Origin of the sequence: Ectopseudomonas khazarica, assembly GCF_017915135.1 — a bacterium.
GTDB classification, from domain to species: Bacteria; Pseudomonadota; Gammaproteobacteria; order Pseudomonadales; family Pseudomonadaceae; genus Aquipseudomonas; species Aquipseudomonas khazarica.
Genome location: NZ_CP068551.1, coordinates 1,692,395 through 1,708,822 on the forward strand (window position 1 = coordinate 1,692,395; position 16,428 = coordinate 1,708,822).

General features: G+C 67.4%; 18 protein-coding genes. 8 read left to right on the forward strand and 10 right to left on the reverse strand.

Annotated elements, in window-relative coordinates; translation table 11 throughout:
- Positions 1 to 236: 236 nt before the first annotated feature.
- From JLK41_RS07870 to JLK41_RS07890, 5 genes are all read right to left on the reverse strand, one after another.
- Complete coding sequence (locus JLK41_RS07870) at positions 237 to 791, reverse strand: nucleotidyltransferase family protein (RefSeq protein ID WP_210390713.1); 555 nt, start codon at positions 789 to 791, stop codon at positions 237 to 239.
- Between the two features lie 79 nt (positions 792 to 870).
- Positions 871 to 1,560, reverse strand: a complete 690-nt coding sequence (gene arsH, locus JLK41_RS07875; RefSeq protein ID WP_210390714.1) for an arsenical resistance protein ArsH — start codon at positions 1,558 to 1,560, stop codon at positions 871 to 873.
- Between the two features lie 10 nt (positions 1,561 to 1,570).
- Entirely contained in the window at positions 1,571 to 2,041 is a 471-nt protein-coding gene (locus JLK41_RS07880; RefSeq protein ID WP_210390715.1) for an arsenate reductase ArsC, read from the reverse strand.
- A gap of 17 nt (positions 2,042 to 2,058) precedes the next feature.
- Positions 2,059 to 3,342, reverse strand: coding sequence for an arsenic transporter (locus tag JLK41_RS07885; RefSeq protein ID WP_210390716.1), 1,284 nt, complete (start codon positions 3,340 to 3,342; stop codon positions 2,059 to 2,061).
- Positions 3,343 to 3,351: 9 nt separating this feature from the next.
- Positions 3,352 to 3,708, reverse strand: coding sequence for a metalloregulator ArsR/SmtB family transcription factor (locus JLK41_RS07890; RefSeq protein WP_037048789.1), 357 nt, complete (start codon positions 3,706 to 3,708; stop codon positions 3,352 to 3,354).
- A gap of 155 nt (positions 3,709 to 3,863) precedes the next feature.
- Here JLK41_RS07890 and JLK41_RS07895 point away from each other — a divergent pair, with 155 nt between their 5' ends.
- Positions 3,864 to 5,312 (forward strand): alpha/beta hydrolase, encoded by a 1,449-nt coding sequence (locus JLK41_RS07895; protein WP_210390717.1) that lies wholly within the window; start codon positions 3,864 to 3,866, stop codon positions 5,310 to 5,312.
- A gap of 42 nt (positions 5,313 to 5,354) precedes the next feature.
- Here the strand turns inward: JLK41_RS07895 and JLK41_RS07900 are convergent, their stop codons facing one another.
- From JLK41_RS07900 to JLK41_RS07910, 3 genes are all read right to left on the reverse strand, one after another.
- The gene (locus tag JLK41_RS07900; RefSeq protein ID WP_037048785.1) at positions 5,355 to 7,001 is read right to left on the reverse strand and encodes a methyl-accepting chemotaxis protein; all 1,647 of its coding nucleotides are present in this window, start codon (positions 6,999 to 7,001) and stop codon (positions 5,355 to 5,357) included.
- Between the two features lie 284 nt (positions 7,002 to 7,285).
- Positions 7,286 to 7,540 (reverse strand): glutaredoxin 3, encoded by a 255-nt coding sequence (grxC, locus tag JLK41_RS07905; RefSeq protein ID WP_175253365.1) that lies wholly within the window; start codon positions 7,538 to 7,540, stop codon positions 7,286 to 7,288.
- A 17-nt stretch (positions 7,541 to 7,557) separates the two neighbouring features.
- The gene (locus JLK41_RS07910) at positions 7,558 to 8,076 is read right to left on the reverse strand and encodes a carboxymuconolactone decarboxylase family protein (protein WP_210390718.1); all 519 of its coding nucleotides are present in this window, start codon (positions 8,074 to 8,076) and stop codon (positions 7,558 to 7,560) included.
- A 96-nt stretch (positions 8,077 to 8,172) separates the two neighbouring features.
- Here JLK41_RS07910 and JLK41_RS07915 point away from each other — a divergent pair, with 96 nt between their 5' ends.
- Positions 8,173 to 9,030 (forward strand): AraC family transcriptional regulator, encoded by an 858-nt coding sequence (locus tag JLK41_RS07915; protein WP_218875747.1) that lies wholly within the window; start codon positions 8,173 to 8,175, stop codon positions 9,028 to 9,030.
- Here JLK41_RS07915 and JLK41_RS07920 read toward each other — a convergent pair.
- Positions 9,024 to 10,358, reverse strand: coding sequence for an aminotransferase-like domain-containing protein (locus tag JLK41_RS07920; protein WP_210391202.1), 1,335 nt, complete (start codon positions 10,356 to 10,358; stop codon positions 9,024 to 9,026). The two genes, JLK41_RS07915 and JLK41_RS07920, sit on opposite strands and share 7 nt — an antisense overlap.
- An 86-nt stretch (positions 10,359 to 10,444) precedes the next feature.
- Between JLK41_RS07920 and JLK41_RS07925 the strand changes: the two genes are divergently transcribed.
- The 5 genes from JLK41_RS07925 to JLK41_RS07945 all read left to right on the forward strand — a co-directional run bounded on the left by JLK41_RS07925 (position 10,445) and on the right by JLK41_RS07945 (position 14,614).
- Positions 10,445 to 11,053, forward strand: a complete 609-nt coding sequence (locus tag JLK41_RS07925) for a DJ-1/PfpI family protein (RefSeq protein WP_210390719.1) — start codon at positions 10,445 to 10,447, stop codon at positions 11,051 to 11,053.
- A gap of 86 nt (positions 11,054 to 11,139) precedes the next feature.
- Positions 11,140 to 11,670 (forward strand): DUF3087 domain-containing protein, encoded by a 531-nt coding sequence (locus tag JLK41_RS07930; RefSeq protein WP_210390720.1) that lies wholly within the window; start codon positions 11,140 to 11,142, stop codon positions 11,668 to 11,670.
- A 324-nt stretch (positions 11,671 to 11,994) separates the two neighbouring features.
- Positions 11,995 to 12,342: a hypothetical protein gene (locus JLK41_RS07935; RefSeq protein WP_047585030.1), complete on the forward strand. Its 348-nt coding sequence runs from the start codon at positions 11,995 to 11,997 to the stop codon at positions 12,340 to 12,342.
- A gap of 60 nt (positions 12,343 to 12,402) precedes the next feature.
- A complete protein-coding gene (locus JLK41_RS07940) occupies positions 12,403 to 13,146 on the forward strand; it encodes an SDR family NAD(P)-dependent oxidoreductase (RefSeq protein ID WP_210390721.1) in 744 nt (247 codons plus the stop codon).
- Between the two features lie 157 nt (positions 13,147 to 13,303).
- Positions 13,304 to 14,614: a CitMHS family transporter gene (locus tag JLK41_RS07945; RefSeq protein ID WP_210390722.1), complete on the forward strand. Its 1,311-nt coding sequence runs from the start codon at positions 13,304 to 13,306 to the stop codon at positions 14,612 to 14,614.
- A 68-nt stretch (positions 14,615 to 14,682) separates the two neighbouring features.
- Here the strand turns inward: JLK41_RS07945 and JLK41_RS07950 are convergent, their stop codons facing one another.
- Positions 14,683 to 15,420 (reverse strand): GntR family transcriptional regulator, encoded by a 738-nt coding sequence (locus JLK41_RS07950; protein WP_175253371.1) that lies wholly within the window; start codon positions 15,418 to 15,420, stop codon positions 14,683 to 14,685.
- 179 nt (positions 15,421 to 15,599) lie between these two features.
- On the opposite strand from JLK41_RS07950, the gene JLK41_RS07955 reads away from it, so the two are divergent.
- The gene (locus JLK41_RS07955) at positions 15,600 to 16,421 is read left to right on the forward strand and encodes an amidohydrolase family protein (protein WP_210390723.1); all 822 of its coding nucleotides are present in this window, start codon (positions 15,600 to 15,602) and stop codon (positions 16,419 to 16,421) included.
- The last annotated feature ends 7 nt before the right edge of the window (positions 16,422 to 16,428 follow it).

The following is a 16,428-nucleotide window of genomic DNA, read 5'->3' on the forward strand; positions in this document are numbered from 1 at the left end:
TGGATGTCGCTCCTTACATCCACCAACCGGTGGATCGGTGAAGCGTGATCCACCCTACGGCAGTACCTTCGGCTGCGGCCAGCCTGTAGGGTGGATGTCGCTCCTTACATCCACCAACCGGTGGATCGGTGAAGCGTGATCCACCCTACGGCAGTACCTTCAGCTGCGGCCAGCCTGTAGGGTGGATGTCGCTCTTTACATCCACCAGCCGGTGGATCGGTGCAGCGTGATCCACCCTACGGCAGTACCTTCAGTTGCGGCCAGGTGGCCAGCCAGTTCTTGCTGCGCAGTCGCGCCTGGTAGATCGGCTGTTTCTCGTCCTTGAACCTTCCGGCCGGTCGCACGATGAGGCCGAACAGGTCCTCCAGGCCGTGTGGTGCGGCGACTTCAATCTCTCCCTGCTCATCCAGTCGCACGGCCACCGCCGTCGCCGTCTCCGGCCAATAGCGCATCGCGTCGCTAGCCGAGGCGTAAGGTGCGTCGCCATTGCGCAGGTGCATGCGCGCCTGATTCTTCACCGACCACTGCAGTCCTTCGTCCCTGTGGCGCAGGAGCTTCTCCAGTTCGACATCGCGCGCAGCGGAGGCCTGGCTGCGTTCGAACCAGATCACGTCGATGTCCGCTGGCAGCGGCGCGTCGCTGCGCTGGTGCAGGTGATCCCAGACCGCGCTGCGCACGAAGCCGGCGGCCACCCAGCAGTCGGGCAGGTCGAGTTCGCGTACCAGCCGGAGGATGCGCAGGCGCTGCGGGTCGGCGCAGATGATCGCCTGGAGTCGGGTGGTCAGGTTCATCCGTGCAGCCTAGCAGCGCGGCCTGTCGCTGCTCCACACCCTGGGGCCGGCTTCTGCCGCAAGGTGCCTGCCATGCGCTTTAGATCTCGCGCTGGTTGACCCGCTGCATCAAGGCTTCGGCCGACTCCTTGCGTTCGGAGTAGCGGTCCACCAGTTCCGGGTGCTCGCGCAGCAGCAGGGTGAAGCGCATCAGCTCTTCCATCACGTCGACCAGGCGGTCGTAGTAGGGGGAGGGCTTCATGCGGTCGTCGTCGCCGAATTCGAGAAAGGCCTTGGGCACCGACGACTGGTTGGGGATGGTGAACATGCGCATCCAGCGGCCGAGCACGCGCAGCTGATTGACCACGTTGAACGACTGCGAGCCGCCGCAGACCTGCATCACCGCCAGGGTCTTGCCCTGGGTCGGGCGTAGGGCGCCGAGGGCCAGCGGCACCCAGTCGATCTGCGCCTTGAACACCGCCGACATGGCGCCATGGCGCTCCGGTGAGCACCACACCTGGCCTTCCGACCACTGCATCAGATCGCGCAGCTCCTGCACCTTGGGGTGTTCCACCGGCGCGTCGTCGGGCAGTGGCAGGCCGGATGGGTCGAAGATGCGGGTCTCGGCGCCGAGGTGGCGCAGCAGGTGTGCGGCTTCCTGTACCAGCAGACGGCTGAACGAGCGCGGCCGGGTGGAACCGTACAGCAGCAGGATGCGCGGCGCCGGGGCTGAGTCGCTGCCTTGGGGCGGCAGCAGGTCGAGGTCGAGGTTGGGCAGGTCGTCGCTCATGCGTGCGTCTTCACTCTTGGCCAATGCGGTTGATCGCCTGTTGCAGCTCGTCGCGGCTCATGTCCGCCAGGGGCAGGGCGAGGAAGGCGCGGCAGCGCCGTTCGATATGCGCCAGGGTGGCCTGGAACGCGGCGTCGATGCTGGCCTCGTCGCCTTCCACGTGGGACGGATCTTCCAGGCCCCAGTGGGCCTTCAGCGCCGGGCCGAAGTACACCGGGCAGGCTTCGCCGGCGGCCTTGTCGCACACGGTGATGACGATGTCCGGTGGGCTGTCGACGAAGGCATCGTTGCCCTTGCTGCTCAGGCCCTCGGTGGCGATGCCGGCCGCGCGCAGGGTCAGCAGGGTGCGCGGCAGCACCGCGCCGCGCGGGAAGCTGCCGGAACTCACCGCCAGCTGTCCGGCGGGAGCGAGGTGGTTGAACTGCGCCTCGGAAAGGATGCTGCGGCAGCTGTTGGCCGTGCACATGAAGAGGATTTTCATCGGAAGGCTCCGCGAGGTCAGAGGCTCAGGCGCACGGCCAGAGCGGCAAGGGTGAGCAGCAGGATCGGCAGGGTGAGGACGATGCCCACCCGGAAGTAGTAGCCCCAGGTCACGCGGATGCCCTTGCGCGCCAGGACGTGCAGCCAGAGCAGGGTGGCCAGGCTGCCGATGGGGGTGATCTTCGGGCCCAGGTCGCAGCCGATCACGTTGGCGTAGATCATCGCCTCGCGCACGGCCCCGCTGGCCTGGCTGGCGTCGATGGCCAGGGCGCCGATCAGTACGCTGGGCATGTTGTTCATGATCGAGGAGAGCAGCGCGCTGAGCAGCCCGGTGCCCAGTGCCGCGCCCCACACGCCGTACTGCGCGAAGTGCTCGAGCAGCCCGGTGAGGCTGGCGGTCAGGCCGGCGTTGCTCAATCCGTAGACCACCAGGTACATGCCCAGGGAGAAGATCACCACCTGCCAGGGCGCCTCGCGCAGGACCTTGCCGGTGGCGATATGGCGGCCGCGCGCGGCGATGGCGAACAGCACCGCCGCGCACACGGCGGCGATGGCGCTGATGGGCACGCCCAGCGGTTCCAGGGCGAACAGGCCGAGCAACAGCACCAGCAGGACGATCCAGCCGACGAAGAAGGTGCGTGGGTCGCGAATCGCCTCGCGGGGTGCCGGGAGGCTGGCCACCGCGTACTGCGCCGGGATGTCGCGGCGGAAGAACAGCCAGAGCATGCCCAGGGTGGCCGCCACGCTGACCAGGTTGACCGGCACCATCACCGCCGCATAGCGGGCGAAGCCTAGGTCGAAGTAGTCCGCCGAGACGATGTTGACCAGGTTCGACACCACCAGCGGCAGGCTGGCGGTGTCGGCGATGAAGCCGGCGGCCATGACGAACGCCAGGGTCGAGGCCGGCGAGAAGCGCAGGGCCAGCAGCATGGAGATGACGATGGGGGTGAGGATCAGCGCCGCGCCGTCGTTGGCGAACAATGCCGAGACGCCGGCGCCGAGGAGGATGCTGAAGGCGAACAGGCGCGTGCCGCTGCCATTGGCCCAGCGCGCCACGTGCAGCGCGGCCCAGGCGAAGAAGCCGGCCTCGTCCAGCAGCAGGCTGATGATGATCACGGCAATGAAGGTCGCCGTGGCGTTCCAGACGATCTGCCACACGGTCGGGATGTCGCCCGGGCTGACCACCCCGGCGAGCAGCGCCAGCAGCGCGCCCAGCGAGGCGCTCCAGCCGACGCCGAGGCCGCGTGGTTGCCAGATGACCAGAATCAGGGTGAAGACGAAGATGGCGGCGGCGATCAGCATGCAGGTATCTCAGCAGCAGGTGGCAAGGCGGGCAGGGCGCTCGCCCATGTTGGCGAGGCGCGTGCAGTCCTGCTCCAGCCAGCTGCGGTTGGCTGTCAGGGTGGCGGCGAGCACCTCACCTATCCACTGGGGCAGGTCCGGGGCGAGGCGGTAGTACACCCACTGGCCCTGGCGGCGGTCCTGCAGCAGCCCGCAGCTGCGCAGCTGCGCCAGGTGGCGGGAGATCTTCGGCTGGCTGTCGCCCAGTGCGCAGACCAGTTCGCAGACGCACAACTCGCCCTGCTCGACGATCAGCAGCACGGCGCGCGCGCGGGTTTCGTCGGCCAGGGCCTTGAACAGTTCGGTTGGAGAGAGTGGGGCAGGCATGCGCGGTGTCTCGCATATATGGTTTTACGAATATACGTAATTCCATATGTGGTGGGCAACCACGGTGGTGGTCGAGGCCGGCTTTGCTCTAAAGTCCGATGGGCCGGTCGCCGGGACGGATTTTCCCGGTTGGATACTTTCGAGGGAGGCGCCTCATGCGTTTACCGCGCATGCGTAACGTTATGGCCTGGACGCTGGTGGTGGTGCTGTTGATCGTGGTCGCTCTGCTCGGCGTGCGCATTGCCGGGTTGTCGTCATTGCCCGAGTTGCAACCCTGGCACCGTCTGGTGCCGCAGGAGCTGGATGTGGACCAGCTGGACGCCGCCGACTGGCAGGCCTACCTGGCCGCCGAGGCGGCGCTGTTCGAGCGCCTCGAGCGCGAGCTGGTCGAGCCGGTCACCCAGGCTGGGAACGCCCGCTACAGTCGTTATGCCAGTGACAGCCCGGTGTATCCCGGCAACCTGCCGCACGACTGGAACCGCTCCTTCATCCTGCAGCCGCAGGGCGAGGTGCGCGGTGTGGTGGTGCTGTTGCACGGTCTGACCGATTCGCCCTACAGCCTGCGCCATATCGCGCAGCACCTGAGCGAGCAGGGCCTGCTCGCCGTGGTGCCGCGCATGCCGGGCCACGGCAGCGTGCCGGCGGCGCTGACCGATGCCCGCTGGGAGCAGTGGCTGGCCGCCACACGGCTGGCGGTGCGCGAGGCGCGCCGTCAGGTGCCGGACGCGCCGCTGTACCTGCTCGGCTACTCCAATGGCGGCGCGCTGGCGCTGCGCTACAGCCTGGCGGCGCTGGAGGACGAGCGCCTGGCCATGCCCCGGCAACTGGTGCTGATCTCGCCGATGATCGGCGTCACCAGCTATGCCCGTTATGCCGGGCTGGCGGCCTTGCCTGCGGTGCTGCCGGCGTTCGCCAAGTCGGCATGGATGAACGTGCTGCCGGAGTTCAATCCGTTCAAGTACAACTCCTTTCCGGTGCAGGCGGCGCGGCAGACCTATGAGCTGACCAGCGAGGTGCAGCGTGCCTTCGACGCTGCCGAGACGTCCGGCCGCCTGCAGCGTCTGCCGCCGGTGCTGGCGTTCCAGTCGCTGGCCGACAGCACGGTGAGCACCCCGGCGGTGGTGCGTCAGCTGTTCGAGCGCCTGCCGAACAACGGCAGTGAGCTGGTGGTGTTCGATATCAACCGTTCGCGTGCGGCCAGTTCGTTGCTGCGTGCGGACATGAGCGACCTGCTCGAGGCGCTGCTGCCCTCGGCCAGGCGCAACTACGACCTGACGGTGGTCGGCGTGGCCGCCGATCAGGGGCGCGAGGTCGAGGCGCGGCGCGTGGCCAGCGGCAGCCAGCAGGTCGAGCACCAGGCGTTGGGGGTCGAGTACCCGAGCCAGCTGTTCTCGCTGTCGCACGTGGCTCTGCCATTCCCGCCTGGCGACCCGCTGTACGGCAGCGACCCGGTCGCGGGCGAGTCCTATGGCGTTTCGCTCGGTACCCTGGCGCCGCGCGGTGAGCACGGCGTGCTGGTGGTGGGGCTGGACAGCCTGCAGCGGGCGACATCCAACCCCTTCTACGACTACCTGCAGCAGCGCATCGAGCAGCGCCTGCGTTAGGCCGGGCGGTGCACAGCGCCGGCTGCCCACCCGGCCGCAGGGTTACAGGCGGAAGCGACCGACCAGGCCGTCCAGCTGCGTGGACAGCGCCTGCAGGTCGCTGCTGGCCTGGCTCAGCTGGTCGGCGATATGGGTCGTGCCGACGGTCAGCTCGTTGATGTCGACGATGTTGCGGTTGATGTCTTCCACCACGCTGGACTGTTCCTCGGTGGCCGTGGCCACCTGGATGTTCTGATCGCTGATCTGGCCGATATGGCTGTTGATCTGCTCCAGCGCCGCCGAGGCCTTGCTCGCGTACTCGACCACCAGGGCGCTCTGGCGTCGGCCCTTGGCCATGGCCTCGACCGCCGAGCGTGATTCGTTCTGCAGGCGGTCGATGACCTGCTGGATCTCCTCGGTGGAGGCACCCGAACGGCTGGCCAGGGTGCGCACCTCGTCGGCCACCACGGCGAAGCCTCGGCCCTGTTCGCCGGCGCGGGCGGCCTCGATGGCGGCGTTGAGGGCGAGCAGGTTGGTCTGTTCGGAAATGCTGCGGATGGTGTTGAGCGTGGTGCTGATGGCCTCGGTCTGCGCGGCCAGCGCTTCGATCACCTGGGCGGCCTGTTCCAGCTCGCCGTTGAGGGCGTCGACCTGCTGCTGCGCCTGACCGACCACGGCACCACCGTCGCTGGCATGCTGGGTGGCCTCGCGGGCGACTTCCGCCGCGTTCTCGGCGTTGCGGGCGATCTCGTTGACGGTCGAGCCCAACTCGTTGATGGCAGTGGCCACCTGCACCGTGCGGTCGCTCTGCGCGGTGCAGTTGCTCTGGGTCAGGCTGGCGCGTTCGGCCACGTCGCGGGCCATGCTCGACAGCTGGCGCGAGTTGTCGGCGAGCTCGCGCATGGCGCCGTGGACCTTGTCGATGAACTGGTTGAAGCTGCGTGCGATCTCGCTCAGCTCGTCCTGGCCGGGCAGGTCGATGCGGGTGTTCAGGGCCAGGTTGTCGGCGGCCTGGCCGAGGCTGTTCTGCAGCACCGCCACGCGGCGGCGCAGCTGGATGACGATCAGCCAGGAGATGATCATCGAGACCAGCAGGCCGATGGCGATGATGGCGATCTGGCGAGTCAGGCCGCTGTCGTAGCTGCGGGCGCTGTGCTGGTTCTGCTGTTCGGCCTGCTGCAGCAGTACGTCGAGCAACTGGTTGGCGCCCTGGCGCATCACGCCGTAGGTCTTGGCGTACTGGTCGCGATAGATCTGCTGGGCCTTGGCCATGTCGCCGGCATCGAAGGCGGCGAGCATCGGGTTCAGCTCGTTGCTGACCATGCTCTCGAACTGGTCGAGCAGCTGCTGCGCCTGGGCCTTGCGCTCCGGGTTGACCTGTGCGGCCACCGCCTGGCGCATGGCTTCGCGCATTTCCGGAATGTCCTCGTTGCGCGCATCCTGGACGCGTGACTTCACCCCGCGCTCGTCACGCAGCGGCGTGTCCTGCAGCAGCATCATGTCGAGGCCGACGCGCATGCGCGGGATGCGTGAGGCCACTTCGGCCATGGCACGCATCGGGGCGGCGGTGTTCAGGTAGAGCACTTCCGTATCGCGGTGCATGCTGGACATGCTGTTGAGACTGGTCAGCGCCACCAGCAGCAGGGCGATGCAGGGGATGGCCACCGCCACGATCAGGCGGGTTTTCAGTGAGAGGGCGTCGAGACGCATGGGAAGGCTCCGGTCCGAGAACATATGCAGCGCAACAGCCGGTCACCATGACCGGCCAGTATTGCCGTTGTTGTATCGGCCGCGACGCCACAGAACATGAGGGCGGTTCGGGAGGTTTTGTTTGCCCGTTCGTGGCGGGCGACGGCAGGCGAGATCGGAACCTGCGCGGTGGCACGCGAGGGTGCACTCGCCGAGCCGGCGTGAGCGTGCGCCTGTGCAGCGGGGCAAGGCCGCAAGACGGAGATGCAGAATGCGCCGCAAGAGGGCTTGCGGCGCATTCCGGGTCAGGCCTGCAGCAGGGCATCCAGCTGGCCGGCGCGGTCCAGTGAGGCCAGGTCGTCGAAGCCGCCGACGTGGTGCTGGCCGATGAAGATCTGCGGCACGCTGCGACGTTTGCTGCGTTGCAGCATCTCGGCCAGGCGCCCCGGGGAGCGGCCCACGTCGATTTCGTCGTAGCTCACCCCCTTGCGCTTCAGCAGCGCCTTGGCGTTGAGGCAGTAGGGGCAGTGATCGCTGGTATAGAGCGTTACGTTCTGCATGGTGCACCTCGGGGTGATCAGACCGCGACCGGAGGGAAGTCGACGTCGGTTTCGGCCAGGTTGTTGAGGTAGTTGGTCAGCGTCATCAGCGCGACGTTGGCCACCACTTCGACGATGGCCGCGTCGGCCAGTCCGGCCTGGCGTGCGGCCTGCAGCTGTGCGTCAGTGAGGCGGCCACGGTGGTCGATGACCTGCCGGGTGAGGCGCGCCACCACATCCAGCTCGCCGTCGCGGGCACTGCGGATATCCGCGTCGCTGAGGCCGGCCTTGCTGCCGAACAGGGTGTGCGCCGCCAGGCAGTATTCGCAGCCGTTGACCTGCGAGCTGGCCAGCGCCACCACTTCGCGCGCCCTGGCATCGAGCGTGCCCTTGCCCAGGGCCTGCGACAGGGCGAGGTAGCCGCTCAGGGCGGCGGGCGCATGGGCCAGGGTGGCGAAGGTGTTGGGCACGAAACCGAGCCCCTTGCGGATGCCTTCCAGTTGCGCCTGGGCGCTGGCGGCGGTCTGTTCGAACGGCAGTGCGGTGATGCGAGTCATGGTGATTCTCCAGTCTTGGTTGGGGGAGCCTGTGTTTCAAGCCTGGAGCCATGCTAGTGGAGCGTTCTGGCTTTTCGGATTCAGATCGTCGATCTTATGCGACAGATCGTCCAGAAATGCGAGGTGCCCGTGGATCGCCTGTCCAGCCTGCTGCATCACTTCAACCTGCATGCCAGTACCTTTCACCGCGGGGGTTTCTGCGGCACCAACAGCTATGGCGCCAACGAGGCGCATGGCCACATCCATCTGCTGCGGGCGGGGCGCCTGAGCTTTCGCGACAGCGACGGCCATGAGCTGCGTCTCGAGGAGCCGAGCCTGATGCTGGTGGCGCGGCCTCGCCTGCATCGGATGAGTGCCAGCGAGGCCGATGGCGCCGAGCTGGTCTGCGCGACCCTGGCCTTCGATGGTGGTTTCGACAACCCGCTGGCGCGGGCGTTGCCCGGCGCCATCGTCAAACCCCTGCGCGAGCTGCCGAGCCTGAACGGTTGCCTGGACTGGCTGTTCGCCGAGGCGGCAGGCGACGATTGCGGGCGCGAGCTGGTGCTCAACCGCCTGTTCGAACTGATGGTGATCCAGCTGCTGCGTCATCTGATGAACAGCCGCGAGCTGGCGTCCGGGATGATGGCGGGGCTGGCCGAGCCGCGCCTGGCGCGCGCGCTCAATCAACTGCACGAGCGGCCGCAGCATGGCTGGTCGGTGGCCGAACTGGCGACGCTGGCGGGTATGTCGCGGGCCAGCTTCGCCGCGCACTTCCATCAGGTGGTCGGCGCCACTCCGGCGGATTATCTGGTCGGCTGGCGCGTCAGCCTGGCGCAGAAACGCCTGCGCGAAGGCCGGCCCATGGCATTGATCGCCGACGAGGTCGGTTATGAAAGCCCCTCGGCGCTGGCCCGTGCCTTTCGCCGCAAGGTCGGTCTCAGCCCCAGCGAGTGGCTGCGCCAGGGCGTTCAGTAGGCGAAGTGAGCGATGGCCTGCCTGACCTTGTCCAGGGCTGTCTGCAACTGCTCCAGGGGCAGCGAACCGAGGGCCAGGCGCAGGGCGTGCGGTACCTGCTCCGAGGTGCTGAACGGCTCGGCGCTCGATACCGCGACGCGCGCCTGCAGCAGGCGCGCAACCACCTGATCGGCGCGCACGTCGTCCGGTAGCGGCAGCCAGAGGAAGTAGGCGGCCTCATGCCCCACCAGGGGCAAGCCGGTCAGCATGCGTCGAGCCAGCGCCTGGCGGCGTTGGGCGTCTCGGCGTTTCTCGCTTTCCAGGCGGGCCAGCGTGCCGTCTTCGGTCCAGGCGCAGACCAGTGCACTCATCACGCCGGGCGTGTTCCAGGTGGTCGCACGGATGTTGCGCTCCAGCGCGGCGACCCAGGCTTCGGGCGCGCTCAGGTAGCCCACCCGCAGGCCCGTGGCGATGTTCTTCGAGAAACCGGACACATGCACCGTGCGTTCGGGCGCCAGCGCGGCCAGTGGCGGTGGCGCCGAGGTGGCCAGGAAGGCGTAGGCGGCGTCCTCGATGATCAGCAGGTCATGCTGCCGGGCAATCTTCACCAGGCGCTCGCGCTGCGCCAGGTCGAGCACCCAGCCCAGCGGGTTGTGCAGGGTCGGCATGCTGTAGATCGCCCGTACCCGACGCTTCTCGCAGAGCCGCGCCAGCGCCTCCAGGTCGGGGCCGCTGGCGCTGCAGGGAATGGCCAGCAGCTCCAGGCCGCGCGCTTCGGCCGCCGTCTTGAAACCGGGGTAGGTGAGGGCGTCCACCGCGACCACGTCGCCCGGCCTGAGCAGCGCCTGCACGGTCGTCGCCAGGCCATGCTGGGCACCACTGACGATCAGCACCTGCCGGGCGCTGACAGGCAGGCCCAGGCTGCTCAGGTGACGGGCCAGCAACGCCCGCTCATGAGGACGGCCGGCATGCGGCTGATAGCGCAGCAGCGCGTCCAGGTCACCGCACAACGCCAGCTGGCGCAAGGCCTGGCGCAGCAGGTCGGCCTGGCCGGGCAGCGTCGGGTAGTTGAAGTTGAGGTCGAGCAGGTCGCTGGCGGTCGCCTGCTGATCGATGCCGTGTCCGGGCGCCAGGGTCGTCTCGCGGACGAAGGTGCCGCGCCCGGTTTCGCCGCTGACCAGGCCCATGGCATGCAGCTCGGCGTAGACCCGCGAGGCGGTGACCAGCGCGATGCCGTGGTCTGCGGCCAGCTCGCGGTGGGTGGGCAGGCGCGTGCCGGGTGCCAGCACGCCACGGCGAATGTCGTCGGCCAGGCGATCGACGATCTGTTTGTAGCGTGCCAGCGGCATGGCGGTTGTATCCATGACAATAATTTGATTGTCATGATCCGTGCGCCGAAGCTGGCTGGCAACCCACCTGTACTGACGGAGTCGCCATGCACATCGCCATTCTCACCTTCGACGCGTTCAACGAACTCGACTCGCTGATCGCCTTCGCCATCCTCAAGCGCATTCGTCAGCCGGACTGGCGTGTCAGCATCGCCAGCCCGGATGCGCGGGTGACATCGATGAACGGCCTGGTGATCGACGGCCAGATCGATCTGCAGCAGGCCTGCGCGGCCGACGCGGTGATCGTGGGCAGCGGCATGCGTACCCGCGATGTGGTAGCGGACCCGGCGCTGCTGGCCCAGCTGCGTCTCGATCCGGCGCGGCAACTGCTGGCCGCGCAGTGTTCCGGCGCGCTGATCCTGGCCCGGCTCGGGCTGCTCGACGATGTGCCGGCCTGCACCGACCTGACCAGCAAGCCCTGGGTGCAGGAGGCGGGGACAAGGGTGCTCGACCAGCCGTTCTTCGCTCAGGGGAACGTCGCCACGGCGGGCGGCTGCCTGGCATCGGTCTATCTTGCGGCCTGGATCGCCGCGCGCCTGGCGGGCGTCGATCAGGCGCGCGAGGCGCTGCACTACATTGCGCCGGTGGGCGAGAAGGAGCAGTACCTGGCCACGGCCATGGCGGCCATCGGGCGCTACCTGCCGAACGCGACCTGAGGTGCCCGCGCTGCCCGCGGGATTCGTGTCGGCCGGGCAAGCTGTCGTACCATCGCGCCTCGCCCCAGTTTCATGAGCCCTCGCGCATGTTCGAAATCACCCCCATCAGTCCCGAGCACTACCGTCAGCAGACTCGCCGCAGTACTGCGCTGGTCGCGCTGATCTTCGTCGCGCTCGCCATGTTGCTGGCCACGCTCAGCGTGCAACTGTTCGGCGAGCCGGGCGCTGCCGACAATTTCCGCTGGAACCTGCTTGGCGTCGCGCTCGGTTTCGTCCTCACGGTGGTGCTGGTGCGCCAGCAGTTCTGGCACCGCGAGTGGATGGCGGCGGCGGTCTATGGCTGGCGGCTCAAGCGCAGCCTGATGCGCATCACCAACGTCATGCATCACGTCAAGGCAGGGGTGGCGCAGGAGGACGAAACCGCGATGAAACTGCTGCGCTTCTACCACCTGGGCGTGACCCAGATGCATCAGCTCGACGGCAACAGCAGCGAGCTGAGCCAGATGGTGCACGAGATCGACGCACATCGGGACATCATGCTGCAGCGCGGGCTGGAGCTGGAGCAGACGCGACTCGACCCTGTATGGCTGGAGCAGGTGAAAGCCGTCAAGGCGTAGGGCGTGGCGCTGTTTCGACGGCGTTCGCCATGCGTTACCCATGATCTGGCCTTGCCAGTCACCCTGACGGTAGCGGGCGATTTTCAGGCAGTGCCCGCATGCACCACCCGACGACGCCCCGCGCCGGCCTGATCGTCTCCCACCAGTCTGTGTCATCTTGGCTTCCGCTGCTGGGTCAGGATGACTCTTCTGCTGTCTCAATGACTCTCTTCGCTTGTTGTCATTGAGATACCTGTATTCATATCTATTTGTTTTTATTAATAAAAATAAATGGCACGCAATCTGACTGTCTCCAGGCGCAATGCCCATTACAGGAGAACACAGATGAAACACATTGCCTTGCTTGCACTTTCCCTTGGCCTGCTGGCCGTCAGTAGCGCGCAGGCCGCCGAGGTGCTGGCCGAGCGCGCAGACAACTCGGTGGGCGCCGGTTTCGGTGGCTTGTCCGGCCTGATGCTGGGCGCTGCGGCGGGCGGCCCGGTCGGCGCCGTGGTCGGTGCCCTGTTCGGCGGCTGGTCCGGCGCCCAGGTGCAGGACGCCACGGGACACAGCGGGACGGCCTATGTGGTGCGTCATGAGGATGGTCGTGAGCAGTGGGTGCGCTCACCGAACGCTCGTTTCGACGTCGGCCAGCAGGTGGACATGCACGGCATCCGTTTGCTGGCGCAGTAAGTCGATTGCGCTGCGTCCGGCTGGCGCGGCGCTCACGCTCTTCTTTCTTCGGGGATCTTCATGAATACGAGTTTTCAGGGCCGCCTGGCGGTCGTCACGGGGGCGAGTTCGGGTATCGGGCTGGCGGTGTGTGAGTTGCTGTTGCAACGCGGCGCGCGGGTCATGGCGTTCTCGCGGAGCCTGGGAGGTCTGCCTGCATTGCAGGCGCTGTATCCCGAGCAGCTGCATTGGTGCGCGGGCGATGTCACCGACATCGAGGCGCTGCATGGCCTGGCCGAGCGCGCCGGGCGCCTGGGCCCGGTCGACTGCCTGGTACCCAATGCCGGTATTGCCCGCCTGGCCCCCGGTTGCGACATGCAGGCGTTCGAGCAGCAGTGGCAGGTCAACGGTGCCGGCGCGATCAACACCTTCCAGGTGCTCAGGCCTCACCTGGCCAGGCCCGCCTCGGTGGTGTTCATCAGTACCTTCCTGCGCCAGCTCGGCTTTGCCGGGCTGGGCGGCTACATCGCCAGCAAGGCGGCGCTGTCGGCGCTGGTCCGCAGCCTGGCGCTGGAGCACGCCAGCGAAGGGCTGCGGCTCAATCTGGTGTCGCCAGGGCCAACCGCCACGCCGATCTGGAGCAGTCTGGGCCTGGCCGAGGAGGCACTGGCCGGGGTGGCCGGCGAGGTGACCCGGCGCCTGGTCGACGGCGAGTTCCTCACGCCACGGGCCATTGCCGAGGTGGTGCTGTTCCAGCTGGGCAACGGCGCCAGTGGCGTGCATGGCCAGGACTGGGTGGTGGACAAGGGCTACACCCTGCAGTGAGCCGGCTTCGGGGCGCCCGCCGTGGCGCCTCGTCAGGCGACATATCCACTGACATTTCCTCCTCTTCCGAGACGGCGCTTAAAGGTTGCTGAAAGGTTGGCGCCTTAGCCTCCGCCCGCGCCTTTGTCGTGCCTACAAGAAAAAGAGGAGAAGTCGTTTGTTGACCCTGATTGGCCTGTTGACCATCTGCAGCCTGGTTGTGCTGCTGCTTATCGGGCGCATGTCGCCTGTCCTGCCCCTGATCGTCGTGCCGCTGCTGGGAGCACTGGCTGCCGGCTTCGGCCCGGAGGCCATCTCCGGTTTCTTCACCGATGGCATCGGCCGCGTGACGGCGATCGCCACCATGTTCGTGTTCGCCATCACCTTCTTCGGCGTGCTGCAGGACACCGGTCTGTTCCGCCCGCTGATCGGCGGCATGGTGCGGCTGACGCGTGGCAACGTCATCGCGGTGACCGTGGCCACAGCGGTGATCGGCATGCTGGCGCACCTCGATGGCGCCGGCGCGACGACCTTCCTGCTGACCGTTCCCGCGTTGTTACCGCTGTACAAGCAGCTGCGCATGAGCCCCTACCTGATGCTGCTGTTGCTGGCGCTGGGTGCCGGTATCTTCAACATGCTGCCCTGGGCCGGACCGCTGGGACGCGCTTCGGCGGTGACCGGCATCGAAGTCACCGAGCTGTGGCGTCCGTTGATCAGCATTCAGGCCGTCGGCGTGGTGCTGCTGATCACCCTGGCCGCGCTACTGGGCTGGCGCGAGCAGCGCCGCATTGCAGCCGGGCGGTCGGCCGACGAAGGCGTGCTGGTGGAAACCAGCAGTGACCTGCACGAGCCGACAGCCGAGGAGCGCGAGCTGGAGCGGCCCCGCCTGCTGTGGGCCAACTCGGCGCTGTTCCTCGCGGTGCTGGTCGCGCTGTTCTCCGGCGTGCTGCCGGCGGGCTACATCTTCATGATCGGTCTGTGCCTGGCGCTGCTGGTCAACTACCCCGGCGGCAAGGCGCAGATGCAACGCATCGCGGCGCACGCCCCGGCGGCGTTGAGCATGGGCATGATCATCCTGGCGGCGGGCTCGATGCTCGGCATCCTCACCGGCACCGGCATGCTCACCTCCATCGCTCAGGACCTGGCGCAGGTGCTGCCGGCGCCGCTGGTGGGGCAGATGCATATCGTGCTCGGCCTGTTCGGCCTGCCGATGGAGCTGATGCTCAGTACCGATGCCTACTACTTCGGGTTGCTGCCGGTGACGCTGGAAGTGGTCGGCGGCCAGGGCGTCGAGCCCGCCAGCGTGGTCTATGCGCTGACCATCGGCAATATCATCGGCACCTTCATCAGCCCGTTCTCGCCGGCGCTATGGCTGGCGCTGGGCCTGGCCGGGCTGGATCTCGGCCGCCACATCCGCTACTCGCTGTGGTGGATGTGGGGTTTCTCGCTGGTGCTGTTCGGCGCGGCCTGGGCACTGGGGCTGTTCTAGCCTCGTCGGGTACGTGCGTCACTCACGCCCGGGCTGGTCTGGGCGTGTTGCACCGGTCAGCCCTGTCCTCAGCTGATGTCCACCTGGTAGCGGAAGTTCTCCGCCGCCGCGCGTGACAGGCGGTATTCCAGTGGCGTGCGGTCGTAGCCGAGCGCGGTCCGCTCGATGGCCACGGCGGGGCTGCCGCAGGCGACGTCCAGAGTCGCGGCAAGCTCGTCGTCGGCGGCGGACACCGTCAGGGTCTCCTGGGCGGAGGCGATGCGCTGGCCGCAGTGCTGTTCGTAGAAGGGGTAGAGCAGTTGCGGGAAGTCGGCCGGCGCGACATTCAGCAGCGCCTCGAAGCGGGAGGCGGGCAGCCAGATGCGCTCGTGGAAGAGCGGGCGCCCGTCGATCAGGCGCAGACGCTGCAGGTGCACGCACTGTTCACCGTCGGCCAGCTTCAGGGCCTGGCTCGCGGCGGCATCGGCGGGGGCCAGTCGGCAGTCGAGAATGCGGCTCTCCGGTACCTGCGGCTGCCCGCTGGCGCTGACCTGGCGGAAGAAGCGAAACAGCGAGCCGTCGAAGTTCGGTCGACGCACGAAGGTACCGCGCCCCTGGGCGCGCAGCAGCAAGCCCTCGGCAACCAGGGTTTCCACGGCCTTGCGCACCGTTCCCACCGCCACGCCGTACTGGCGGGTCAGCTCCGCTTCGGTGGGGATGGCTTCGCCCGGCAGCCATTCGCCTGCGGCGATCTTCGCCAGCATCTCGTCACGCAGCCGCTGATACAGCGGCAGGCGTTCGTCGTGTCCCAGAGCCGTGCTGCTCATAAACCTCAAATCCGAATTTCAACCGGTCGTCACTTTACCACTGGGCCGTGCGTTGACAGCAGTCGATCTGTATCTATACAGTCATCTATTCATATATATGACTGAATGTCTGTATAAAAAGAGCTGCTGCCAAGGTCGGCTCGAACAATAATCGACAGAGGTATCGCTTCGTGACGCCCATGCCCAATGCCGTCATCACCGGCATAGACACCCACGCGCACATCTTCCGGCGTGATCTGCCCATGGTTGCCGGTCGCCGCTACAGCCCCGACTACGACGCCACGGTGGAACAGTATCTGGCCCACCTGGATGCCTGCGGCCTGTCTCACGGGGTGCTGATCCAGCCGAGCTTTCTCGGCACCGACAATCACTACATGGTCGCGGCGCTGCAGCGCTTCCCCGAGCGCCTGCGCGGTGTCGCGGTGGTCGATGCGCAGATCAGCGACGGTGAACTGGATGAGCTGGCTGCCGCTGGCGTGGTCGGTATCCGCCTGAACCTGATCGGCAAGCTGCTGGAGGACTACACCGGCCCGGCCTGGAGCGGCCTGTTCCGGCGCCTGGCCCGGCGTGGCTGGCAGGTGGAGATCCAGCGCGGCTTCGCGGACCTGGCGCTGGTGGTACCGGCGATCCTGGAATCCGGGGTGACCGTGGTGATCGACCATTTCGGCCTGCCCGCCGCGAGCGTGCAGCTGGATGAGCCGCAGCATGCGCCGTTCTTCGACCTGCTCGGCCAGGCGCCGGTCTGGATCAAGCTGTCGGCCGCCTACCGCAGCCAGTCCGATCTGGCCCGTGCGCGGGCCATCGAGGCGCGTCTGCGCGAGGCCTGCGGCGGCGTCGGCCGCTTCCTCTGGGGCAGCGACTGGCCGAATACCCAGTTCGAGTCGCAGACCCGCTACGATGAGCAGTTCGCGCTGCTCGAGGCCCTTCTGCCCGACCCCGAGGAGCGCCGTCGCGTTCTGGTGGACAACCCCGCAACGCTGTTCGGTTTCGCCCACGCGTAACCGCCTG